Here is a 22,633-nt window from a genome sequence, read left to right as displayed (position 1 = left end):
CACCGGCCGACCGCCGCCGCGTCACCCGCCTCGCTCGGGAACAGCCGTCAGACGTAGGTCGTGTTGGGTTCCAGGCCGCAGATCATCCGCCCGTACAGCTCGTGGTTGGCGTCCGGGGCCATCAGCGCGTGCAGGTTGATCGCCTGGATGTCGCGCAGGATCCGCTGCATGGGCGAGGTGTCGTAGAGCGAGGACCCGCCGCTGGACATGGCCAGCGTCTCCACCGCCGACTTGGTCAGCTTGCAGATCGTGCCGATGTCGGCGCGGGAACGGATCCGCTCCTCCAGCGTCCACGGCTCACCGGTCAGCCCCTTGCGGTCGGCCAGTTCGGCGACCCGGCGGGCGTGGAACTCGGCCTGGTCGATCTTGACGGCGGCGTCGGCGACCCGCAGGTGGGTGATCGGCGCCTCGGCCTGGCTCTCGTAGTTGGTGTAGGTGAGTTTGCGGTTCATCCGCTCGTAGAACAGCTCCAGCGCCGCCTTCGCCAGCCCGACCGGGCCGCCGACCGACGCCGAGTTGGCCGCGCCGAGCAGCGGCACCCGGAACGCGGGGCTCTCGGCGTTGAGCACCGAGGCGTACTGCTCGGTCATCACCGAGGGCAGCGGCAGCACCCGCGCCTGCGGGATGAAGACGTCCTTGGCGACGGTGGTGACGCTGCCGGAGCCGCGCAGGCCACCGACGTGCCAGTCGTCGACGATCTCCAGCTCGGAGATCGGCACCAGCGCCATCACCGGGTACGGCTCGCCCTGCTCGGGCACCAGGATCGCGATGATCTCCTGCCACTGGGCGTGCAGCGCACCGCTGATGAAGCCCCACTTGCCGTTCACGACGATGCCGCCGTCGGCCGGCGCGGCCATCCCGGACGGGCTCAGGGTGCCGCAGACCCGCACGTCGGGGCTGGTGAAGACCTCGTCCTGGACCTCGTCGGGGAACATGCCGACCATCCAGCCGGGGATCCAGTAGACCGAGAACACCCAGGCTGTGGAGCCGTCGCCCCGACCGAGCTCGATGCTCACGTCGACCAGGGTCTGGGCGTCGCACTCGTAGCCGCCGTAGCGCTTGGGCACCCGCATCCGGAAGATGCCGGCGTCGGCGGCCGCCTCGATCGACTCGGGGTGCAGCTGCCGGTTCTGCTCGGTCCAGGCCGCGTTCGCCCGCAGCACCGGGACCAACTCAGACGCGCGGCGTCGCATTTCCTCCCGCGTCGGCACATCCGTGGTTTCCACAGAACCTCCCTGAGCAGTGACCGGGGCCGCGACTGGTCCGTGTCCGCGCAACCGCGTTCCATACTGGAACCCGGGCGGGCGGCCCACATCTCTGCTCGTGCGGACCCCCGCCGGGTAGATTGGGCGGTGGCGGAGGGAGGCGGACATGACGGTCGAGGAGCTGGTCGTCGAGTTCGCCCTGGCGCGCGGCGACCACCCGGACCTGGACCTGGAGGAGATCGCCGCGCTGGTCGTGCGGCGGGGCGGGACCGAGCGGATGCTGGAGTTCGCCGCCAGGAACCTGTCGGACCGGGGTGAGCTGCGCGGTGCCGCGTTCGGCACGGCCGTCGAGTACGTCCTGCGGGTCGTGCTGACCCTGCGCGGCCCGGTCGACTAGCGCGGCGTCAGCTCGAACACCGGGTGCCGGGGCGCCTGCGCGACGAACCGTTCCACCGGGGAGTCCTTGGTGGCGTTGATGTACGGGCGCGACGGCGCGGACAGGACGTAGTAGCGCCGGAGCACCGGACCGGCCTCCTGGGCGGGCAGTTCGCGGACGGTGTACTCGCGGCGGGTGAACCGCCGCCGCAGGACCACGCTCCCGTGGGCGCGGGCGTTGAACACCCACGCGACCGCGCCGTAGGGGGACACCAGCCAGCGCCGGCCCTCGTGCGCGACGACGGCCACCGGTGTCGTGCGTTCCCGGCCGGTGCGTCGTCCGACGGTGGTCAGCAGGTACCCGTTGGGTACCAGCCCGGTCCAGATGAGCCAGCCGACGATCGTGTCGCCGACGCGCAGGGCGCGGCTTCGCCGATAGGTCGTCACGACGGGTCCTTTCGTCAGTGGGCCAGCAGCTGGACGCTGAAGGCGACGATCCAGGTGATCCAGGCGAGTCCGCCGGCGAGCCAGCCGAGCGAGTCGATCCGGCGGGCGGTGGGGTGTCGGTCACCGCCGAGGCTGTAGGGGGTGAGCATCGCCAGGGCGAGCAGCAGCGCCGCGCAGAGGTGGCCGAGCCAGGCGTGCCAGCCGGGGATGAGGCCGGTGCGTTCGCCGGCCGCGCCGAAGCCGACCAGGGCGAGGGTGAGGAAGACCCGGTTGAACCCGCCGAGGACGTTGGCCATGGTCCAGAGTCCGGCGACCGAGCCGGGGGCGCGGGTGGCCGCCGAGACCAGCCCGAACCGCAGCGCCTCGACGACCGCGAACACGGCGCTCTGCATGAGGAAGGCCGCGAATCCGATGAGCGCCAGGGTGTTCGTGCCGGGGTCGTCGCCCCACAGCGTCGCCACCAGTCCCCCGGCGAAGACCGTGGTGCACAACCAGGCGAGCGGCACGATCACCGACGGCGCCCGGATCCGGCTGGCCGCGCAGGCCAGCGAGTCGCTGATCTCGGCCAGGGGGCGGGTGGATCCCGGCAGCGGCAGCCCGGCGCGCAGCAGCACCGGGTTGACGGCGACGAGCATCACCGCGAACCCCAGACCGGCGATGCCCGCGAGCGCGGTCATGATTTCACTTTACTATGCATATATTCAATGTAGCACCGTTCAACTCAAAGGGATCACCGCCCGGAACTTCCCCCCGGCCGACTGTCGCGGCGGCTCGTCGGCGCAGGTGACGGCGACGTCACCGAGCCCGTGCCGCGCGAGCACACCAGTCAGCTCGGTGCGCACCGCCGGCCAGACCTCCCGCGGCCGCAGCCGGACGGTGAGGGCGGCCGGCGCCGCGTGCACGATCTGGATCCGCTCGACGCCGGGGACACGTTCCAGCGCCAGACTCAGGGCGAGCGGCGCGATGGTGACCCCGCCGGGAAAGGTGAGCAGATCGGCGACCCTGCCCTGGACCTGGAGGGCCGGCAGCGGGTCGCCGCACGGGCAGGGGTCGGGGCGGACCAGGACGGCGTCGCCGAGGTCGTAACGCAGGATCGGCTGGAGCCGGTTGGCGAGGTTGGTCACCAGGACGGTGTGCGACCGCTCCCCGGGCGGGACGGGCTGGTGGTCGGCGTCGACCGGTTCGAGAATGACCCAGTCGCTGTTGACGTGCAGCCAGCCGTGCGGGCAGCTGTAGCTGAGGAACGGGCACTCGTTGGCCGCGTACCCGTGGCGGACCGGGGCACCGAAGGCGTCGGCGATCCGCGCGTACTCCCCCGCCGGCAGCCCTTCGGCGGACAGGGCGACCAGGGCGGGGTCGATGCGCAGCCGGCCGGCCTGCTGCTCGGTGGCGAGCAGGGCGCCGAGGCTGGCGTACGGGGAGAGGATGGCCGGCCGGAACCCGTTGAGCGCGTCGACGAGTTCCGGCAGTGGCATGTGGACACCGAAGACACCGATCCTGTTGCGGTGCACAGGGTTTGACCGCAGAGCCGCGGCGGCCGACGCGGCGGCGAAGTGTCCGCCGGTGGCGATCACCATGGCCGTCCGGCCGCCGCGCCTGGCCACCCGGACAACGTCCCGTGGCGTGAGCCAGGCGGCGAGCATGCGGGTGGCCAGCGCCGAGGTGACCGCGACGGCGTGGCGGTCGGACAGGAAGATGCCGGGCGTTCCGGTCGTGCCGGAGGTGGTGGTGACGGGGTAGCGGCCGAGGAACTTCTGGCCGACCCGGGTGGGGTCGCCGACGAAGTCCTGGAGGGCCGCGCGGGTCACTGCGGGGTCGGTCACCCAGTCGTCGAGATGGGGCATGAGCGTGGCCTTGCTGGTGACCGGGAGTTGCCCGGGATCGGTCACGACGGCGGGCAGGTGCTGGTAGAGGGCGCGGTAGTGGGGTGAACGGGTTCGGGCGTGGGTGACCAGGGCGGCCAGGCGGTCACGTTGGCGCCGGGCGATGGCGTCCGGGGCCTGACGGTGGGCCACCCGGGTGTCCCACAGCAACTGAAGGCGACTGGCCATCGTGTCTCCTATACATTCGCACATTGCAATGCGTGCATGTATATCACCGCCGGGGCGGACGGAACCCGCGCCCACACAAAGTGTCGGGGCCGGCGGAGTGACCGCCGGCCCCCCCGTTGCCTACCGCCTGGTGTAGCGGGCGACCCGCTCGTCGGCACCGGAGCGCCGGAACCCGGCCTTCTCCAGCACCCGCACGGAGGCCGGGTTGGACAACTCCACCTCGGCCTCGACCGTGTGCACCCCGGCGTTCCCGAGAACGAAGGCCGTCAGCGCGCCGGTGGCCTCCGAGGCGTACCCGAGCCCCCGCCGCGACGCGACGATGCCGTAACCGATCTCGACGGTGCCGTCACTGGGCGGCCAGAACAGACCGATCGACCCGACCACCAGCCCGGTGTGCCGTTCGATGACCTGCCGGTGGCCGAACTCCCCCAGCCACAGCGGATGCTCGGCGAACAGACCGGCGATGACCCGGTCCCCCTCGGCGGGAAAGTCCTCCGCCCAGTGCGGCGGACGCTGACCATCCAGGACAGCGGTGACCTCAGGGTTGCTCCATGACCGCAGAATGAGACGGTCGGTGATCAGAGACACGCGATACTCCGGTTTCGTGACCGCGCGTTATCCTCGCGCGGAACGGAAAAGGGCAGGCTGAAGACGGCCACTGACAGCCATATTCATCTACCTCCCTCACCTCTCGCGTGCCGCCGCACGATACCGGGGTGGAGACGCACCAGATCCCACTGCCCCGAGATCTGAGCCACTGACCACTCACGGAACCGCGCGCCAGGAACCGACATCCACTCCACAGCGCCAGATACAGTACAGCCAAGGAGTGAGTACCACATGGACTTCGGTGTACTGGGCCCCCTGGCCGTCTGGCAGGCGGGCACCCCGGTCGACCTCGGCACCCCCAAGACCCGCCTGGTCCTCGCCATCCTGCTCACCCGTCGCTCGGTCCCGCCCGACACCCTGGCCGACGCGATCTGGGGCACCCACCCGCCCAAGAGCGCCACCAAGAACGTCCACAGCTACGTCCACCGCCTCCGTCAGGCCCTCGGCGACCGCATCACCCGGGACGACTCCGGGTACCTGCTGCGCGTCGACCGTGACGAACTCGACGCCGCCCGGTTCGAGGATCTGACCGCGCTGGCCAGAACGGCGCTGGTCGCCGGTGAGCTGGAGCGGGCGCGGCGGCTGTTCGGCGAGGCCCTCGGCCTGTGGCGCGGTCCGGCGTTCGCCGGCACGGTCGACGTTCCCGAGCTGGTTCCCGAGGTCGCCCGGCTGGAGGAGCTGCGGCTGTGTGTCGTCGAGGAGCGGGTCGACGTCGACCTGCGGCTGGGGCGGCATGTCGAGCTGCTCGGCGAACTCACCGCCCTGACCACCGAGCACCCGTTCCGCGAACGGCTGTGGGGCCAGCTGATGCTCGCCCTGCACCGCTGCGGGCGCCGCACCGACGCCCTGCACGCCTACCTGCGCGCCCGGGACGTCCTGGTCCAGGAGACCGGGCTCGAACCCGGCCAGAAGCTGCGCGACCTCCACCAGGCGGTGCTGGACGACGACCCCGCCCTCGGCCCCACCCCGCACGACCAGCACGTCGACGACACCGCCGCGCCGAGGATGGTGCCGCCCGGTGTCGGGGACTTCACCGGGCAGCGCCGTGAGCTCGCCGAGATCGAAGCGGTGTTGCGGACCGGGCGGGAGGCCGGCCCGCCGATCGTCACGCTGTCGGGGCCGGGTGGCACGGGAAAGACCGCGCTGGCGGTGCAGGCCGCCCACCGGCTGGGGGCGGTCTACCGGGACGGGCAGCTGTTCGCCGTGCTGGCCGGGACCCGGGCGCAGCCCGTCGATCCGACGATCGTGCTGGGGAGTTTCCTGCGGTCACTGGGAGTGCCGGCCACGGCGGTGCCGGACGACGCCCAGGAGCGGGCGGCGCTCTACCGCAGTCTGCTGGCGCAGCGGCGGGTGCTCGTCGTCCTCGACGACGCCCTGGACGAGGCGCAGATCGCGCCGCTGCTGCCGGCCAGCGGGACCTGTGGGGTGATCGTCACCGGGCGGGTGCGGTTGAGCGCGTTGGGCGGCGCCCGCCGGTTCGAGCTGCGGGAGATGGCCCAGGACGACGGGCTCGCGTTGCTGCGCGGCATGGACGAGCGACTGGCCGCCGCCACCCCCGCCGATCTGGCCGCGCTGGTCGGGCAGTGCGCGCGGCTGCCGCTGGCGCTGCGCATCGTCGGGTCACTGCTGGCGTCGCGGCCGCACTGGCGGGTGTCGGACCTGGTGTCACGGATGGCCGACGAACGTCACCGGCTCGACGCGTTGCGTTACCGCGACCTGGAGGTGCGGGCCAGCTTCGGGCTCAGCTACGAGGGGTTGCGGCCGCGTGCCCGGGCGTTGTTCCGGGCGCTCGGGCTGTTGGAGGCCCCCGACTTCCCGCTGTGGGCCGCCGCCGCGGTGCTCGACACCGACCTGCGGGCGGCGCAGGACCTGCTCGACGACCTGGTCGACGTCCACCTGCTGGACGTCACCGGTTCGCCGCACGGGCAGGCGCGCTACGGGTTCCACGACCTGATCCGGGCCTATGCCAGGGAACGCGCCGAGGAGGAGGACGACCCGCGGGACCGGGACGCCGCCGTCGGGCGCGCGCTGGGGGCGCTGCTGGCGCTCACCGACATCGCCGACCGGGACCACATGGGACAGAACATGTTCCAGCGGGACGCGGCGCGGTGGCGGCCGGAACTGGTCGAGGCGAGCCTGCCGGCGTCGGTGCCGCCGATGACGATCCTGGACACCGAGCGGATCGCGCTGGTCGCCGGGGTGCGACAGGCGGCCGGGCTGGGCAGCGACGAGCTGTGCTGGGAACTGGCCGTCGGTGGGCACACGCTGTTCGAGACCGAGCGGTACTTCGACGACTGGCAGGAGTGCTACGACACCGCCATGGAACTGGCCGGCAAGGCCGGGAACCTGCGCGGGCAGGCCAGGCTGCTGATCTCGATGGCCGGCCTGCGCTACACGCGCCGCCGCTACGGCCCGTCCGAGGAGTCCAACGCCGAGGCCATGCGGCTGTTCGAGCGGATCGGCGACCAGCGCGGCTACCTGGAGGCACTGAGCAACGCGCCGTTCTTCCTGGTGCCCAACGGACACCTGACCGAGGCGATCGCGGCCGGGACCGAGGCCAACGAGCGGCTCACCGCCAACGGGCAGACCGCCGCCGCGCTGCACGCCTACTCGCAGGTCGGGCTCGCGCATCTCCAGGCCGGGCGACCCCGGGAGGCGGTGGCGGTGCTCGCCGAGGTCGTCGCGCGGGCGCGGGAGCAGGGCATCCGGACGCTGATCGCGCGGGACACCTACTGGCTCGGGCAGGCCTGGCTCGCCCTGGGCCAGCACGACCAGGCGCGGGAGGCGTTCACCGACCTGACCGCCCGCGCCGGGGACATCGGGCCCTCCGGCGCGTTCTACGCCGGCCACGCCTGGGGCTGCCTGCACCTGGCGGCCGGCGAGTACGACAGCGCGCGGCGGCGGCTGACCGAGGCGTTGGAGATCGCGCGGGTGCTCTACGACCCGATGTTCGAGATCCGCGTCCAGGTCGACCTGCTCGACCCCCGGCTGCACGGCGACGACCTGCCGGCGGCGATCGGTGAGGGTGAGCGGGCCGTGGAGATCGCCAGAGGCATCGACTACCCGTACCTGCTGGCCGGGGTGTTGGACAAGCTCGCCGGGCTGCACGCGGCCGCCGGCCACGACGAGCAGGCGGCGCGGCTGGGAGGTGAGGCGGCCGGCGTGCGTTCCACGATCCACTGAGGAGTGTTCCGGGAATGTTCCGGACGTGTACCGGGGCCTGGAAGGTTGCTTCCGTCGAACATCTCTCTCGGGGATCAGTGAGGTTGGGGAAGTGCACAAGGGACGTATCGTGTTCGCGGCCGGCATGGCCACCGTCGGGCTGCTGCTGTCGGCCTGTGGCGGCGAGGAGGACGGCAGCGCGCAGGCGGCGGAGACCACCACTACCGCCGCCACCACCGAGGAGGAGGCGCCGGTCACCTCCGAGTCGAGCGAGGAAACCACCACCAGCGGTGACGACGCCGCCGCCGGCGGTGAGGTGACCGCGCCGGGCACCGAGCTCAAGGTCGGAGACCGGGCCGTGCTGCCGTTCCGGTACACCGCCGACAAGGAGGGCACCATCGCCGTCACCGTCACGGCGATCGAGCAGGGCACCGAGGCCGACATGGCCGCGTTCGGCGAGCGGGCGAAGGGCATGACGCCCTACTTCATCAAGATGACGGTGGAGAACGTCGGCGGCACCGACCTGTCCTACGCCTCGCTCAAGCTCCGCGGGCAGTTGGAAGGCGGTTCCGGCACCGGAGTCGTGCTCATCGGCGACATCCCCGGCAAGTGCGACAACGAGACCGCGTCGAAGGACTTCACCACCGCCGGTGCGTCCTACGAGACGTGTTCGCTGACCGCGTCCAACGGCACGCCGGTCACCGGCGCCACCTTCTCCGAGGGAGACGACTACAGCGACAGCCCGGTCGTCTGGTCCAACTGACACGGCCGATCCGTCCTGGGTGGACATCGTGAAACTGTTGGCGCGCACCGTGACCTGGGTGGTGCTGGTCAGTGTCGTCCCGCTCGGGATGCTGGTGCTGATCGTGGGGCTGGTGGGGTTCAACGTCTGGGCCTTCACCGAGTCCCCGGTCACCGCCGTGAAGATCGCGATCGGGGTGGTGCCCACGGTGCTGGTGCTGGGCCGTGGGCTGTGGGTGCTGGCGGCCAGGATCGACCACCCGGTGCACGGCGTGCCGGTGCGTGAGCACGAGCAGCCGGAGCTGTGGGCGTTGGTCCGCCGGCTCGCCGAGGTCGCCGGCACCGCCCCGCCCGACGACATCCACCTGGTGGCGCAGGCCAACGCCGCCGTGCGGGAGGACACCCGGCTGCTGGGACTGATCGCCACCCGGCGACACCTGTTCATCGGGGCCCCGCTGGTCGCCGAGCTGACCTCGGCCCAGTTCGCCGCGGTGCTCACCCACGAGCTGGCGCACTACAGCAACCGGGACACCCGCTTCGCCGGCATCGCCTACCGCAGCCGGCGGGCGTTCGTGCACACGCTGGGCACGATCAACCGGGACGACCTGCTCCAGCGGGGGCTGCACTTCCTGCTGCGGCACACCGGCGGGGTGACGCTGCGCGCGTCGACCAGGTTGAGCCGGCGTCAGGAGAGCGCGGCGGACGAGGCGGCGGCCGTCGCGGTCGGGTCGGCGGCCACGGTGGCCGCGTTCCGCGAGCTGGCGCCGATCGCCGAGTCGTGGGACGTGTTCGTGAACAACCACCTGGTGGTCGGCTGGGACGCCGGCTACCTGCCGGCCGACGCGTTCAGCGGGTACCGCAGGCTGTGTGCCGCGCTGCACGACGAGTTAGCCGGGCTGCGCGCCGACCCGCCGGCCGAGTCCGACCCGTACGACACGCACCCGCCGCTGGCCCAGCGGATCGCGGCCATCGAGGCGCTCGCCGCGCCCGGCACGGTCCGGGTGCCGGCCGGCAACGCGCTGGGCCTGCTGCGCGACCCACTGCCACTGCTGGACGCGGCGCTGCTGGACGGGCTGGTGCCCGAGGCGCACGGCAAGCGGCGGGTGGACTGGCCGACGCTGGTGCGCGTCGGCGGGGTCGCCGCGCTGACCGGGAACACCGACCAGGTACTGGCCACGGCCGCCCGGCTGACCGGGCGGCCCCCACGGCTGCGCACGCTGCTCGACGCGCTGGACGCCGGCCGGCTGGGCGAGTTCGCGCCGGACCCAGCCGGCCAGCCGGACAGCCCACGGGTGCGGGCCGAACGCGCCCGGCTGTACGTACACAAAGGACTGTTTGGTGCGGTCGTGGCGACGCTCACCGACGCCGGTGCCATCCGCTGGCAGGAGTCCTGGCCCTCGGTCGGCCGGATGGTGCTCGACCAGCGGTTCCGCGCGTCGCTGCGCGGGCTGGTCGACGCGGCGGTCGCCAGCCCGCCGAACACGACCGCCCTGCGCGCCCTGCTCGACGCGGCCGCACCACCACACGGAAGGCGAGAACATCGTGGCACTGCTGCTGGGAACCAAGACCCGCGTGCTGATGGCCCTGCGCAAGGAGGCCAAGCGCCGTGGCCTGTCGGTGACGGCCTACATGGAGGCCGCCCCGCCTGAGACGCTGATCGCGCTGATCCGCCAGGTCGACCCGGCGGTCAACCCGGCCGAGATCGTGCCGGGCCTGCCCGACCTGCCGGCGGTCGACGTGACCCGGTGGGGCCTGCCGCCCGAGCAGACACTGAGCACCAGCCTGTCCCGGCGGATCCCGGTGGTCAGCGCGGCGGTGGCGGCCGCGCGGGCCGGTGACCACCGCCCGGCCGTCGACCTGCTGACCCGCAGCGCCGGCGACTGGGCACTGCGCTCGGTCGCGGTGCACGCGCTGGGCGAGGCCGCGGCCGACGACGACACCTGGGTGCGGTCCTGGCGCGCGGTGACCGGCGAGTACGACCCGCACCTGGCGGTGCTCGACGCGCACGCGCTGTTCTGGCTGGCGTGGAAGCTGCGCGGCAACAAGCCGGGCGCCGCCACCCGCGCCGACCAGCACGACGCGTTCCACGAGACCGTCGTACGCGCCGAGACCGCCGCCCGCCGGGCCACCGAACTGGCGCCCAACGACCCCACCCCGTGGTGCACGCTGGTCACGCTCGCCCGCGCCCAGGGCTACGACCCGATCGCCTTCGCCGCGATCTGGAAGGAACTCCAGGCCCGCGATCCGCTGCACCGCACCGGGCACGAGTTCGCCCTGATGTACCTGTCGCCCGAGGGCAACGGGTCCTACGAGCACCTGTTCGCCTTCGCCGAGCGGGCAGCGGCCGCGTCCCCGTCGCTGGCGTTCCTGGTCGTGCAGGTCGCCTACGACCTGGAGGACCACGACGAGCGGGTTTGGCAGGACCCGAGGGTGCGGCGCGCGCTGGACGTGCTGCTGACCTGGCTGGGCAGCGCCACCGGCGGCCGGGGCGTGCACGCCAACAGCGACCGGAGCTGGGCGGCCTACGGCCTGGTCAGCTCCGGCCGGGGCGCCGAGGCGGTGCCGCTGTTCGCACAGTTGGGCACCGACGCCGCCGGCCGGCCGTGGGAGGACTTCGGCGACAACGCGGCCACCGTGTTCGACAGCTACCGCCGGCGGGCCTGCGCGGCCACCACCTGACCACGCACCGTCCACACCGGAACCACTCTCGGAATCACACCGGGCCGTCCCGGGCACTCCCCGCCGGTGCCCGGGACACCCCTTCCCCGGTCGCGCCCGTGTCCCCCCGGAACGGGCGCCCGTGCGCAACCCTCGCGAGTCACTCACGGTCACCGGCAACGCTAGACTGGGAGGGCGAGTCACCCCAGTTTTGGTGTGCACAGTGCGCCTGGTGTTGGGGTCACTCTCCGCTGCGCCAGGCGCGTCGATCAGGCGGAGAGACAGGGAGCTGCCCCGGGATGCCGACCCGCGACACCGACGACGGTCAGTTACGCCTCGTGTACCAGGAGGCGTCGGGACCGGACGGCGTGGCACGCGTGCTCGACCTGCTCGCCCGCCGCCTCGGCGGGGAGGCGGTGCTCGCCGGTCCGGCCGGCGAGCCGACCGTCGTGGCCCCCGAGGGCGCCGGGCGGCTCTCGCGGCTGGTCGCCGGGGAACTCGCCGGCGACCTCGCGCGGGTGCGGTCCGGGCAGGTCGGGTCGGTCGCGGTGCACGCCGGCGGGTACGACGTGGCCGTGCTGCCGGTCGGGCCGGCGCCGGAGCGCCCGGTGCTGGTCCTCGCCCGGGAGGGGTCGCTGACCAGCGCGCACCGTGGCCTGGTCGCCGCCGCGGTGGGTCCACTGTGGCTGTGTTGGCGCGCGGCGGTCGCCGAGCGGCGGGCCGCGCGCCTCGACGCCGCCGACGCGACCGTCCGGGAGGCGGTGCTGCACCTGCTGATGGTCGGGCAGGTGTCCGGGGCCCGGCGGACCGCCGCCGCGCTGCGTCCGGCACTGCCCGACCTGGCGCGGGTGTACATCGTCTCCGGCACGCCCGGTTCGCGGGACCGGCTGTCCCCGCGCTGCCGTGAGGTGTTCGGCGAACGCGCGTGGGTGGTGCCCTGCCCGGTGTACGGCGGGCACGTGATCGTGATCGCCCCCGGCGGCGAGGACACCCCGGCGGCGCTGGTCGAGGAGCTGACCGCGACCGTGCCGGAGACCACGGTCGGGGTCGGCCTGCGGGTGGCGCTGCGCGACCTGCCGGTCGGCTACAAGCAGGCGTTCCACGCGCTGTCGGTGGCCCGCAACCGGCCGGAGCGCTTCGCCCGGTTCTCGCCGCACGGTGAGCTGGGCGAGTTGCTCGGCGAGGCGGGACAGGCGTGGGCCAGGGGCACGCTGGCGCCGCTGCTGGCCTACCGGCCGGCCCGGCCCCAGGACCCGGACGCGTTCGAACTGCTCGCGACCCTGTTGTCGTGGCTGGACTTCGGGGCCAGTGCGGCGTCCCAGCTGAAGATCCACCGCAACACGCTGTCCGCGCGCCTGACCCGCATCGGCACCGAACTCGACCGGGACCTGTCACGCTTCGCCATCCAGGCCGAGCTCAACCTGGCCCTGCAACTGATCGACGAGCGCCCGCACCCCGGCAACCCGCCGGAGCCGCTCGGGTTCGACGAGCTGTTCACGCTCCCGGAGATCCGCCGCTGGGCCGAGGTCCAACTCTCCCCGCTGCTGGGCGAGGACCGGCGCACGCTGCTGACCACCGTGTCGACCTGGTTCCGGCACGACCTGCGCACCACCGCGGTGGCCAGCGAACTGGGGATCTCCGCGCACGGCCTGCGCAAGCGCCTGGCCAGGGTCGAGGACCTGCTGGGCCGCGCGCTGCTACGCGGCCCGTCGGCGCGCTACGACCTGTACCACGCGCTGCGGGTGCGTTCGGTCACGGCCGGGGCGGGGTGATCGCCGCGCAGGCGATCACCAGGGCGGCGATCACCAGCAGGGTGGTGAACAGCTCGACCAGGCCGTTGACGACGAGTGCGGTCATCACGATCAGCTCCCCGGGGCGTCGACCCTGGCGGCCTCGCGGCGGCGGGCCAGCAGGCTGGTGACGGTGACCGTGGCCAGAACCAGGACGATGACGAGCAACGAGACCGGCGTGGGGATCTGCGGGACCGCCGGCCACACCTCGTGTGCCCAGTGCAGCACCAGCTTCACGCCGATGAACGCGAGGATGACCGCCAGCCCGTGGTTGAGGTGCACGAGCTTGGCCAGCGCCGAGTGCAGCACGAAGTACAGCGCCCGCAGACCCAGCAGCGCGAACGCGTTCGTGGCGAACACCAGGTACGGGTCCTCGGTGATGCCGTACACCGCGGGCACCGAGTCGACGGCGAACACCACGTCGGTCGCGAACACCGCCACCACGACGACCGCCAGCGGGGTGAGCGCGCGCCGCCCGTTCTCGCGGACGGTCAGCCGGGCCCCGCGGTAGTCGTCGGTGACCGGCATCAGCCGGCGCAGCAGGCGAACCGACCGCATCCGCGAGGTGTCCCGGACCGGTTCGGAACCGGCCTGGTGCAGGATCTTGGCCGCCGAGGCGAGCAGCACCACGCCGAACACCAGGAACGCCCAGGTGCCGGCCGCCAGCAACGCGGCCCCGGCGGCGATGAACACGCCACGCAGCACCAGCGCGCCGACGATCCCGTACAGCAGCACCCGCTGCTGGACGGCCACCGGCACCGCGAACGCCGTCAGCAGCAACATGAAGACGAACAGGTTGTCCACCGACAACGACTTCTCCACCACGAAGCCGGTCATGAACTCCAACGCCTGCCCGCCACCGAAGGCCGACCACAGCCACAGTCCGAACAGCACGGGCAGCGTCAGGTAGAACACCGACCAGCCGACGGCCTCGCGCATCGACACCTCGTGCGGGCGGCGGGTCACGACGAAGTCGGCGACCAGCAGCGCCAGCAGCACCGCGATACTCACGGCCCACAACGCGGGTGAGCCAATGGTCGTGTCAGGCACAGGACCTCCTCGAACGCTCGGGTTCGAGGTCTCCTTCACCCACCGGGCGGCTTCCCGAGGACACCGATCGGGATGTCCGTACTGACCGGGTAAGCCCTACGGAAGTACTCCCCTCCCAGCCAGTGTCACGCCACCCCGGCCGTAAGTAAAGGTTTAGTAAAGACTTTCCGGATGGGCGGACGGTGGGTCAGTACTCAACACGGTCAGCCGTTCGACTGGCACGCACTCCTGATCTTGTAGAACCAGGTGAGGTACTGGGTGTGGATGCCCCGGTCCATGATCCTCACGAACGAGTCGTCGGAGTTCTCCTGGTGCACGAAGTTGGCACTTCCGGTATAGACCCGAGGCACGATGTCGTCGTCGTAGAAGCCGTCCACCATCATCACCTTCGTGTGCGGCACGACCCAGAGCGAATTGGTCGGCACCTGGAATCGACACGGTGTCATCTGGATCAGCTTTCCATTCGAGGCCGGCATACCGAGAATCGTCCTGATCGCCGTGTCGACACTGGACGGTGGCTCCTTGGCGTCCTCGAGGTGGACGATGTCTATCCAGCAGTTTTCCCCGCGCAGCCGGAGCAACTCCCTCGCGATGTCGGCGCGATGCTGATTGAACGCGGTCAGCACCATCCTGATGTCGGTCTGCCGGGTGACGCCGTCGGCATCCGTGTAGCTACATTCCACCAGGCGAAGGATGCTGACGATCGTGTCGCCGGAACTCTGCTCCCTGGGCAGGAAGATCCCGCGATGCCGGGTGCCAGTCGCCGAACTCCAGTAGTAGCCAGGGTTGACCGGTTGGTTCCGGCCGACCCGCAGGTCCCCGAAGTACGTCAGGTAATCCTGGTACACGGCCGCATCGGTAAACGTGTAGGAATCGTTGTAGGAGTTGTACAGGTACCAGTCGTCCAAGTTCGAGGAAGTCTGGAAGACGACGTTCGAATGTTCGGTCCCGTCAATGACGACACTAGAGAACAGCGCGAACTTGGAATGCAGGTAGTTCCTGGCGATACAGCCACGAGTGTCTGGCAGTAGGGGCTCGTCACAGGTGATCACCCACGATCTGGCCAACTCCACCGAACCGAGTTCCGCCGCCAGCAGGGCGAACACCGCGTTGTTGTTGCCGTCCTCCTGGCCGTCCAGGATCACCTGAACCCCGACGCCTCGGTCGTGGGCCTCGATGAGCGCGTCGACCACCTCAGAGGAACGATCACCAGGCGCGAACTCATGCATGGCGAAATGGATCCAGCCGTCGCCGGGGACCGCACGGATCAGCCTGATGAGCTGGTCCATAATGGCGCTCTGCTCGACGCTCGGCCCACCCCCGGCGACGGTAACCGTGGGGTCGTTGAACACGGGCTGGTTCAGCAGTGGTGGCCCGGTCACCGAGGCGGGCTCCGGGCCAGAACCACGATCGGTCGCGCTGGCGGGCACGGCAACCAGTGCGGATACGAGAACGGCCAACAGGAACACAACAGCCTGTCTTCGCGCGATATTCACAGCATCCCGCTTCCGTTGGGTACTTACTAGCAACCTTTCACATTACGCAGAGTGGGCAAGCGGCTCCAATCCGCCATTCGTGCCACGGGCATCAGACGCGGACGGTCAACCGCAGGGTGGGGTGTACGGGAGGTCGGGCAGCAGTCGGGTCCACTCCGTGGGGGTGATGGGGGTGCCGACGGTGGCGCAGATCCAGCGGGCGGCGGCGTCCGGATCGGTGATCCAGCGCCGCACGGAGCCGTCGCCGGCGCCCGCGACCAGGGTGTCGCCGGTCGGCGCGAAGCTCACCGAGCGGACGGAGTCCGTGGTGGCGCGCAGGACGGCGAACGGCCGGGGCTCGGCCGGATCGGCGACGTCCCACACGTACACCGACTCGTCGGTGCTGGCCGCCGCCAGCCGGGTGCCGTCGGGGTGGAAGGCGATCTGCCAGACGTCGGACACCGGGCCGTCCAGTGGCTGGCCGACGGCCCGGGGGCGGCTGGGGTCGCTGACGTCCCACAGGTGCACCCGGCCGTCGCCCGACCCCACGGCCAGCAGCCGGCCCCGGGGGTCGAACACCGGGCTCATCGCACTGTCGACGGTGACCGTGCCGGCCAGGCTCGGGCGGGACGGGTCGTCGACGCGGTAGAGCCGCACCCCGCCCTCGGCGTCGGCGGTGACCAGCAGGGAACCGTCGGGGCTGAACCTGGCCTCGTTGAGCCGGGCGTCGGTGTCGTCGAGGCGGGCAAGCGACCGGGGGCGGCGCGGGTCGGACAGGTCGACGACCACGGCGGCGTCGTTGCCGGCGCTGGCCACCAGCAGCGGCCTCGTCGGGTGGTGGTCGAGCCAGGTCAGGCCGTCCTGGGCGACCTGGGCGGCGCCGATCTCCACCGGCGGGCTCGCCGCGAGGTCCCACACGTACAGGCCGCCGTACCGTGCTCCGGCGGCGAGGTAGCGGCCGTCCGGGGAGAACACGCCGGTCGCTGACAGGCCGTCGAACCGGCCGGAGTGGGTGAGGGTGCGGACGCGGGACAGGCGGGCCTGGCTCGCGGCGTCCAGCAGGTGCAGCCGGTTGTCGTGCAGGTTCGGGACGGCGAGCAGGGTGTCGCCGGAACCGGTGAACGCCACGGTGAACACCGCGTCCAGGGTGTCGGTGTACACCGGGCCGTCCATCGTCCACGTGCGCACCACGCCGTCGCCGGCGACGGTGACCATCGTGCGCCCGTCGACGTGGTCCACCGACTCGACGGCCACCGGGTGCGCGAACGTGCCGAGCACGCGGTGGGTCCCCGCGTCCCACACCCACAGCTTGCCGTCGCCGCTCGCCGCGACGATCCGGCGGCCGTCGGGGCTGTACCGCACGGCGTTCACCCAGCTCTTGGGCTGGTCGAGCTTCGCGACCAGACGGGGGCCGCGCGGGTCGGTGACGTCCCACAGGTACACGGCGTGGTCGGCCGCGACGCCGCCGGCCACGGTCCGCCCGTCGGGCGCGTAGGCCACCGCGTGGACCTGGCCGTCCGGGCCGGCCAGCGGCGGCAACGCCACCGGGGCACCGGACCCCGCGAGCCGGTAGCGGTACACGCGGCGGTCGCGGCTGGCGGCGACGAGCGTGGCACCGTCGGGGGCGAACGCCACGTCGGTGACGCCCATCGTCGGCCCGGTCAGCCGGACCGGCTCGCGCGCGGGGCCGGTCAGCGGCCACAGGGTCACCGTGCCCGGCTCGCCCTGCCGGTCGCCGCCCGCCGCGAGGGTCCGGCCGTCGGGGGCGAAGGCCAGCGCGGACACGTCGACCGCCCGCGTGGACAGTTCCACCGGCGGCGGAACGGTCGCCGGGTCGCGCAGGTCCCACAGCCGCAGCGCGCCGCGCTCGGTGACGACCGCGAGCCTGGTCCCGCTCGCCGCGATCGCCGTGACCGCCTCGCCGCCCTCGGCCACGACCGTCACCGGTGGGCTCGCGCCCGACCGGTCGCGCAGCAGGACCCCGCCGTTCTCCGTTGCCACGGCAAGGAGATCGCCGACCGGGACGACCAGGTCGGCCGGGCGCCGCTCGTCGACCTGGCGGGTGGCCAGCGGCTGGGCCGTGGCGTCCAGCAGCACCGAGCGCGCCTCGACGGTGGGATCGACCCGGTAGGCCACCAGGCCCAGCTGGGCGGCGAGTTCCGGGCTGTGCTCGCGCAGCCGCTCGGCCTTGCCGGCGATGTCGCCCGAGCGCGCAAGGCGCTCGACGCGGTCGGCGGCGGCCCGGGTCTGGACGGCCACGACGATCGCCCCGACCACCACGACGACCAGGGCGATCACCCCGGCCGAGAGCTGGTGGCGCCGCCGGTCCCGGCGCCGTCTGTCCACTTCGGAGTGTCGCTCGGCGGCGATCCCGGCGAGCAGGAAGGCCCGCTCGTCCGCGCTGAGCTCCAGGCTCGGCGCGCTGTCCTCCAGCAGCACCCGCAGGGCCGCCAGCCGGCCGCCGCGCAGCAGCGCCGCGCCGTCGTGGCCGCTGTCGATCCAGTACCGGGCGGCCTGACGCACCTGGGCGTGCAGCCGCAACTGCTCGCGGGCACCGCTGATCCACGACCGGACCCTGGGCCAGGCCACCACCAGCGCCTCGTGGGTGATCTCCACCGTGTCCGCCTTGGCCGTCAGCAGACGAGCGGCCACGAACAGCGCGACCACGTCCCGCCCGCCGATGCCGGTGAGCTCGGAGAGCCGGGCCTCGTGCCGGGTGACCGGGCCGTCGCCGTCACCATCGCCGTCGACCCGCACCAGCCGCAGGAAGACCTGGCGCGCCACGTCCCGGGCGGCGGCGTCCAGACCGTCGTGGACCTCCTCGGCGGTCTGGGCGATCGCGCCGTCGATGCCGCCGGCCGCCAGGTAGTCGGCGGCCCGCATCCGCTGGCGCCGGGCGCGCCGCCAGGTCTCGCGCAACGCGTGGGACAGCAGCGGCAGCGCCCCCGCGTCGTGCAGGCCGGTGACCGCGCCGCTGGGCACGAAGTCGTTGAGCACCATGGCAAGCAGGTCCTCGTCGACCGAGAAACCAGCCCGGCGCGCGGGTTCCACGACGGCGTCGACCAGTTCGTCCCTGGTCAGCGCGCCGACGACCAGCTGCGAGCGTTCCAGTGCCCGCGCCAGCGACCGGTGGGCCGCGGCCCGCGCGTAGAAATCGACGCGCAGGCCGAGGACCACGAGCGTCCGGTCCTCGACCGGCCCGTCGGCCAACGCCACCAGCCGGTCGAGGAACCGTTCCCGCTCACGCGGGTCGGCGCACTCGGTGAACAGCTCCTCCAGCTGGTCGACCACCACGACCGGCCGCCCCTGCGCGGCCGCGAGATGGTCGTCCAGCCGCCGCAGCGGCGTCGCCCCCGGGGTCAGCGACACGCACGCGAACCCCGATCCGGTCAGCTCCGGGCACAGTCCGGCGTGGATCAGCGAGGACTTGCCGGCCCCGGACGGTCCGACCACGACGAGCACCGCCGGCCGGTCCGGGGAGCTGAGCGCGTCGTGGCAGCGCGCCACCGCCTGGCGGGTCAGCTCCGCGCGGCCGAAGAACCACTCGGCGTCGGCCATCCGGAAGCTCGCCAGGCCCGGGTAGGGCGCTCCCGGTTCCGGGCGGGGTGTCCCGGCGCGGATCCTGGCCAGCGCGGTCAGCCATGGCCCGGTGTCCTCGACGCCCAGCACCCGCAGCATCGACTCGAACTGGGTGTGCTGGCCGGCGTGCGGGAGCCGGTGCGCCCGGCACCAGTCCGCGACGGTCGACCGGGGAATGCCGGTGCGGCCGGCGACCGCGTTGATGCTCAACCGTTCCCGGTCGCGCAGGCCGGTCAGCCGGGCCCCGAACTCGGCGCGGGTCGCGATCGGTCCCGGGCCGGTGGCGGTGTCACCGTCCGCACGCGCCAACTCCGGCGACTGTCCCATCCAGACCCCCACACCATCCCTCGTCGCGCCCGCCCGCGCGGTGTGGCAACCCTAGTGGATGTGTAACGGGTCAGTTCCGGTAGTCACGCATGATGGGCCGCTGGAACTCCTCGTCGTCGTCGACCGGCGGCTGGGGAGGCGGCTCGGACGGCTGCACGGACGGCGGCACGGCGGCCATGGCCTGCTCGATGCGGGTGGTGACCGCGTCGAGGTCGAGGGCGGCCAGGCGGCGCAGGCCGCTGTCCAGCACCTCACGGTAGGCCGGCACGTCACTGCTCGCGCGCACACCGATGTTGCCCGCGCCCAGTTCGTGGCCCAGTTCGCGCACGACCGGGGTGTCGCTGGTGGCCAGCAGGTCGAACACGGCGCGCCGGCGCTGGTTCTCGTCGCGCAGGCCGGCGCCCAGTGGGGAGTCGGCCAGCCGTGCCAACAGTTCCTGGGCCCGCTGCGCGGCCGTCGGTCGCTCCTCGGTCATCTCTCTCGTCCGTCCACTCGGGTCTCAACGGGGAAGGTTCGCCGGGGCGCCCTGCGGCGAGAGCTGCCGCAGGTTCTCCGGAACCACGACGCGCCCGAAGTTGCCGGCGGCCAGGTTGAACACGTCGATGACCTTGTTCACCTTGTCGATGACCTCAAGGATCTTCAGGACGATCTGGACACACTTGATGATCTCCGCCACCAGCGCCACGTCGGCGATGACGACCGCCAGCGGGATGCCGACGATCGTGCCGGCCGAGATCGCCGCCCCCTCGGCCGCGGCGATGGCGATCAGCACGGCGTCGATCAGGTCGCAGATGAGCCCACCGACCAGGTCACCGACGTCGGCGGCGCCCTGGGCGACCGCCTTGTACTGCTCGGCCAACTCGTCGAAGGGCGCCTGGGCCACACCGACCGACCTGGCCAGCTGGTAGAGGTAGGTCTGCGCGCCGTCGGCGGCGTTGCCCTCCCAGAAGTCGTCGAGCCGGTCACCGGCCCACGTGGTGTTCTCCGCCATGTCCCCCAGGGCCGCCGCGACGTTGTGGTAGACGTCCGCGCAGCCCCGCAGCGCGGCCCAGTCCCCCGAGATCGGCTTGACGAACGAGTCCAGCGGATCGTAGGCCCGGTCGAGGAACCCGAGCTTGGCCGCCAGGTCGGTGACCGTCCAGATCGCGTCCCTGGCCAGCGCGGTCGGGCTCAGCAGGTCGGTGATCGCCGGCTCGTGCGGGAACTCCGCGTTGTGGTCGGGCGGCGTGGTGTACCGCGCGGTCGGCTCGTGCGGGTCGCGATTGGGCGGAACCGCCAGCCGCAGGTCCGGCAGTCCCTTCCTGGCCTGCGCCGGGTCGCGCGGCGGGTAGGTCCGGTCGTAGCGCTCGGCGGACTCGCCGTCGGTGCGCCGGTAGTAGGCGGCGGCCGCGCGGAACGCCTCCTGGCCCGGTGTGGCCGACCGCAGGTTCAGCGTCTCGTGGAACCGCTCGGCCAGCGCCCTGGCGTCCCGGTGCCCACCGGCGAGCAGGTTGATCAGGCCCTCGCCGTTCCAGGCGAGGTCGGTGTGCGCGGCGAGGTAGGTCCTGCCGGCGTTCGCGTCCTCACCGAGCCGGCCCTGCTGGCCGGCCAACCCGTCGACGGCCTGGTCGTCGACGCGGAATCCTCCCATGGGTCATCCCCTCATCTCGCTCGGTCGGTGGCCGGAGGTAACCAGCCGAGGGGAGCACGCGACCGCGTTTCCGGGGAGTGCGGACAACCTCGGACACCCGGACGAACGACACCCGGCGCCGGTCGAGGGCCCGGCACCGGGCTCGCGCCGCCGCGTCAGCAGACCTCCCGGGGGTCAGTGGGGACCGGAGGTGTCGACAGGGTCACTCGGGCACGGTCGTGGGGGCGGCGCCCTGCGGCCACTGGGCGACGTAGTCGCGGTAGGAGGGCCGCATCATCAGCTTCTCCTGCAGACCGTGGGCGAGAACCACGACCTCCGCGTTGTAGGAGGGGTGGATGACCGGGAGGGCGAGCATCGCGGCGATCCCCCGGTTGAGGTGCAGCCAGGCGTCGGCCTCGGCGTCGGTGAAGCCGACGTTGATGACCCGCTCGCGGTCCTCGCGCTCCTCCTTGGTCCAGTTGCACGGCGGCGTGCTCGCCGACGCCGTGCCCGGGGCGGCGGCCACGGCCGTCACCGCCGCGCCGGCCAGAGCCGCGGAGCGCAACAGGGTTCGCCTGGTGGTTTCCTCCATGGGCCTGTCTCCTTCACCGTCAATCGATCATGGACGGCGCATCGTGACACGGTGGCGGACTCCCGGTCAGCGCCCAAAGGGTGGAACTAGGATCATCGGATGTCGTTGCGCCCGGTGCAGGTGAACATCAAGGCGGTCGACCCGCCGGCCGTCGCCCGGTTCTGGGCGCGGGCCCTCGGCTGGACGGCCTACCCCGGCGAAACCACCTACGTCGGCCCCACCGGCGGCCTGCGCTGGCCACATCCCACGGCCATCGGCATCGACGTGGTCGGGGTACCGGCCCCCGTGGCCGGCACCCGGCTGCGCCTGCGGCTGTCCACCGGCGACGGCCCGACCCTCACCGACCCGGAAGGCAACGAGTTCCCCGTCCGCGACGGCGACCCCACCCCGGTGTCGGCGATCACCCTCGACTGCGTGGACCCCCGCGCCATGGCCGACTTCTGGTCCCGGGCCATCGACTGGCCCCTGCGCGAGGTGACCGACGAGCACGCGGTCCTCCGCGCCTCGGGCCCGTCCCTGGAGTTCCACCGCTCCCCGGTGGGCAGGACGGCCCCCGACCGCCTCCACCTCGACCTACTCCCCCACGGCGACACCACCTCGGCGGCGGAGGTCGCCCGCCTGCGCGACCTCGGCGCCACGGACCTCGACGTCGGCCAGGGCGACGACGTCTCCTGGACCTGCCTGTCCGACCCGGAAGGTCACGAGTTCTGCGTCCTCGCCCGGCCTCGGTCCGACGTGGCCGAGGACCTCTCTTCGTCCACATCGGACTGACATCGGTAGCCGCTCCCACGCTGGCGACGCTCTCGTAGGTCGCCTCGTCGCGCCGGACAGGAAATGTCCTTCCCCTGGGGCATTCGTCCTCACGGTCCGGTTCCTGGTGGAAACTCCTGATGGGACGGTTTCGGCTTCACCGCCGACATCATCGGTGCTCCAGTGGGCCGGGGCACGCTGGGGGTGGTCCGC

General features: G+C 72.3%; 18 protein-coding genes. 7 read left to right on the top strand and 11 right to left on the bottom strand.

What is annotated here, in order from left to right:
• Window positions 1-47: 47 nt before the first annotated feature.
• Window positions 48-1,226: an acyl-CoA dehydrogenase family protein gene (locus BLA60_RS33605; RefSeq protein ID WP_245812326.1), complete on the bottom strand. Its 1,179-nt coding sequence runs from the start codon at window positions 1,224-1,226 to the stop codon at window positions 48-50.
• Between the two features lie 145 nt (window positions 1,227-1,371).
• Between BLA60_RS33605 and BLA60_RS33600 the strand changes: the two genes are divergently transcribed.
• On the top strand, window positions 1,372-1,602 hold the full coding sequence (locus BLA60_RS33600) for a hypothetical protein (RefSeq protein ID WP_075137080.1): 231 nt from the start codon (window positions 1,372-1,374) through the stop codon (window positions 1,600-1,602).
• On the opposite strand, the gene BLA60_RS33595 is transcribed toward BLA60_RS33600, so the two are convergent.
• From BLA60_RS33595 to BLA60_RS33580, 4 genes are all read right to left on the bottom strand, one after another.
• A complete protein-coding gene (locus BLA60_RS33595; RefSeq protein ID WP_245812325.1) occupies window positions 1,599-2,027 on the bottom strand; it encodes a nitroreductase family deazaflavin-dependent oxidoreductase in 429 nt (142 codons plus the stop codon). The genes BLA60_RS33600 and BLA60_RS33595 overlap by 4 nt on opposite strands.
• Before the next feature lie 14 nt (window positions 2,028-2,041).
• On the bottom strand, window positions 2,042-2,704 hold the full coding sequence (locus BLA60_RS33590; RefSeq protein ID WP_075137078.1) for a hypothetical protein: 663 nt from the start codon (window positions 2,702-2,704) through the stop codon (window positions 2,042-2,044).
• 39 nt (window positions 2,705-2,743) lie between these two features.
• On the bottom strand, window positions 2,744-4,078 hold the full coding sequence (locus tag BLA60_RS33585) for a phenylacetate--CoA ligase family protein (protein WP_075137077.1): 1,335 nt from the start codon (window positions 4,076-4,078) through the stop codon (window positions 2,744-2,746).
• Window positions 4,079-4,198: 120 nt separating this feature from the next.
• Complete coding sequence (locus tag BLA60_RS33580; protein ID WP_211288933.1) at window positions 4,199-4,666, bottom strand: GNAT family N-acetyltransferase; 468 nt, start codon at window positions 4,664-4,666, stop codon at window positions 4,199-4,201.
• Window positions 4,667-4,918: 252 nt separating this feature from the next.
• On the opposite strand from BLA60_RS33580, the gene BLA60_RS33575 reads away from it, so the two are divergent.
• From BLA60_RS33575 to BLA60_RS33555, 5 genes are all read left to right on the top strand, one after another.
• Window positions 4,919-7,870: an AfsR/SARP family transcriptional regulator gene (locus BLA60_RS33575; RefSeq protein ID WP_075137076.1), complete on the top strand. Its 2,952-nt coding sequence runs from the start codon at window positions 4,919-4,921 to the stop codon at window positions 7,868-7,870.
• A 91-nt stretch (window positions 7,871-7,961) separates the two neighbouring features.
• On the top strand, window positions 7,962-8,612 hold the full coding sequence (locus BLA60_RS33570) for a hypothetical protein (protein WP_211288932.1): 651 nt from the start codon (window positions 7,962-7,964) through the stop codon (window positions 8,610-8,612).
• 28 nt (window positions 8,613-8,640) lie between these two features.
• Window positions 8,641-10,239: a M48 family metallopeptidase gene (locus tag BLA60_RS33565; protein WP_154814796.1), complete on the top strand. Its 1,599-nt coding sequence runs from the start codon at window positions 8,641-8,643 to the stop codon at window positions 10,237-10,239.
• Window positions 10,133-11,269 (top strand): hypothetical protein, encoded by a 1,137-nt coding sequence (locus BLA60_RS33560; protein WP_075137074.1) that lies wholly within the window; start codon window positions 10,133-10,135, stop codon window positions 11,267-11,269. The genes BLA60_RS33565 and BLA60_RS33560 overlap by 107 nt, the downstream gene beginning before the upstream one ends.
• A 278-nt stretch (window positions 11,270-11,547) precedes the next feature.
• Window positions 11,548-13,020 (top strand): helix-turn-helix domain-containing protein, encoded by a 1,473-nt coding sequence (locus BLA60_RS33555; RefSeq protein ID WP_075137073.1) that lies wholly within the window; start codon window positions 11,548-11,550, stop codon window positions 13,018-13,020.
• A gap of 90 nt (window positions 13,021-13,110) precedes the next feature.
• Here BLA60_RS33555 and BLA60_RS33550 read toward each other — a convergent pair whose 3' ends face one another.
• The 6 genes from BLA60_RS33550 to BLA60_RS33525 form a co-directional block, all read right to left on the bottom strand.
• Entirely contained in the window at window positions 13,111-14,088 is a 978-nt protein-coding gene (locus tag BLA60_RS33550) for a TerC/Alx family metal homeostasis membrane protein (RefSeq protein ID WP_075137072.1), read from the bottom strand.
• 203 nt (window positions 14,089-14,291) lie between these two features.
• The gene (locus tag BLA60_RS33545) at window positions 14,292-15,557 is read right to left on the bottom strand and encodes a phospholipase D-like domain-containing protein (RefSeq protein ID WP_154814795.1); all 1,266 of its coding nucleotides are present in this window, start codon (window positions 15,555-15,557) and stop codon (window positions 14,292-14,294) included.
• 132 nt (window positions 15,558-15,689) lie between these two features.
• Entirely contained in the window at window positions 15,690-19,469 is a 3,780-nt protein-coding gene (locus BLA60_RS33540; RefSeq protein WP_154814794.1) for an nSTAND1 domain-containing NTPase, read from the bottom strand.
• Window positions 19,470-19,539: 70 nt separating this feature from the next.
• Window positions 19,540-19,944 carry a hypothetical protein gene (locus tag BLA60_RS33535; RefSeq protein WP_075137069.1) on the bottom strand — a complete coding sequence of 135 codons (405 nt, stop codon included), beginning with the start codon at window positions 19,942-19,944 and terminating at the stop codon, window positions 19,540-19,542.
• 24 nt (window positions 19,945-19,968) lie between these two features.
• Complete coding sequence (locus BLA60_RS33530; RefSeq protein WP_075137068.1) at window positions 19,969-21,099, bottom strand: hypothetical protein; 1,131 nt, start codon at window positions 21,097-21,099, stop codon at window positions 19,969-19,971.
• A 202-nt stretch (window positions 21,100-21,301) separates the two neighbouring features.
• Window positions 21,302-21,670, bottom strand: a complete 369-nt coding sequence (locus tag BLA60_RS33525; protein ID WP_075137067.1) for a hypothetical protein — start codon at window positions 21,668-21,670, stop codon at window positions 21,302-21,304.
• 99 nt (window positions 21,671-21,769) lie between these two features.
• Here BLA60_RS33525 and BLA60_RS33520 point away from each other — a divergent pair, with 99 nt between their 5' ends.
• Window positions 21,770-22,441 carry a VOC family protein gene (locus BLA60_RS33520; protein WP_075137066.1) on the top strand — a complete coding sequence of 224 codons (672 nt, stop codon included), beginning with the start codon at window positions 21,770-21,772 and terminating at the stop codon, window positions 22,439-22,441.
• Window positions 22,442-22,633: the final 192 nt, after the last annotated feature.

The organism is Actinophytocola xinjiangensis (assembly GCF_001921215.1).
Taxonomy (GTDB): Bacteria; Actinomycetota; Actinomycetes; order Mycobacteriales; family Pseudonocardiaceae; genus Actinophytocola; species Actinophytocola xinjiangensis.
Note: the sequence above shows the minus strand (reverse complement) of the source record. Positions and strands in the feature narration are given on the sequence as shown.

What these genes read in the sequence shown, in the direction of transcription:
- BLA60_RS33520 (WP_075137066.1), top strand. Translation starts at nt 21,770, where the DNA reads ATGTCGTTGCGCCCGGTGCAGGTGAACATCAAGGCGGTCGACCCGCCG.
- BLA60_RS33585 (WP_075137077.1), bottom strand. Translation starts at nt 4,078, where the DNA reads ATGGCCAGTCGCCTTCAGTTGCTGTGGGACACCCGGGTGGCCCACCGT.
- BLA60_RS33525 (WP_075137067.1), bottom strand. Translation starts at nt 21,670, where the DNA reads ATGGAGGAAACCACCAGGCGAACCCTGTTGCGCTCCGCGGCTCTGGCC.
- BLA60_RS33535 (WP_075137069.1), bottom strand. Translation starts at nt 19,944, where the DNA reads ATGACCGAGGAGCGACCGACGGCCGCGCAGCGGGCCCAGGAACTGTTG.
- BLA60_RS33555 (WP_075137073.1), top strand. Translation starts at nt 11,548, where the DNA reads ATGCCGACCCGCGACACCGACGACGGTCAGTTACGCCTCGTGTACCAG.
- BLA60_RS33530 (WP_075137068.1), bottom strand. Translation starts at nt 21,099, where the DNA reads ATGGGAGGATTCCGCGTCGACGACCAGGCCGTCGACGGGTTGGCCGGC.
- BLA60_RS33600 (WP_075137080.1), top strand. Translation starts at nt 1,372, where the DNA reads ATGACGGTCGAGGAGCTGGTCGTCGAGTTCGCCCTGGCGCGCGGCGAC.
- BLA60_RS33590 (WP_075137078.1), bottom strand. Translation starts at nt 2,704, where the DNA reads ATGACCGCGCTCGCGGGCATCGCCGGTCTGGGGTTCGCGGTGATGCTC.
- BLA60_RS33540 (WP_154814794.1), bottom strand. Translation starts at nt 19,469, where the DNA reads ATGGGACAGTCGCCGGAGTTGGCGCGTGCGGACGGTGACACCGCCACC.
- BLA60_RS33575 (WP_075137076.1), top strand. Translation starts at nt 4,919, where the DNA reads ATGGACTTCGGTGTACTGGGCCCCCTGGCCGTCTGGCAGGCGGGCACC.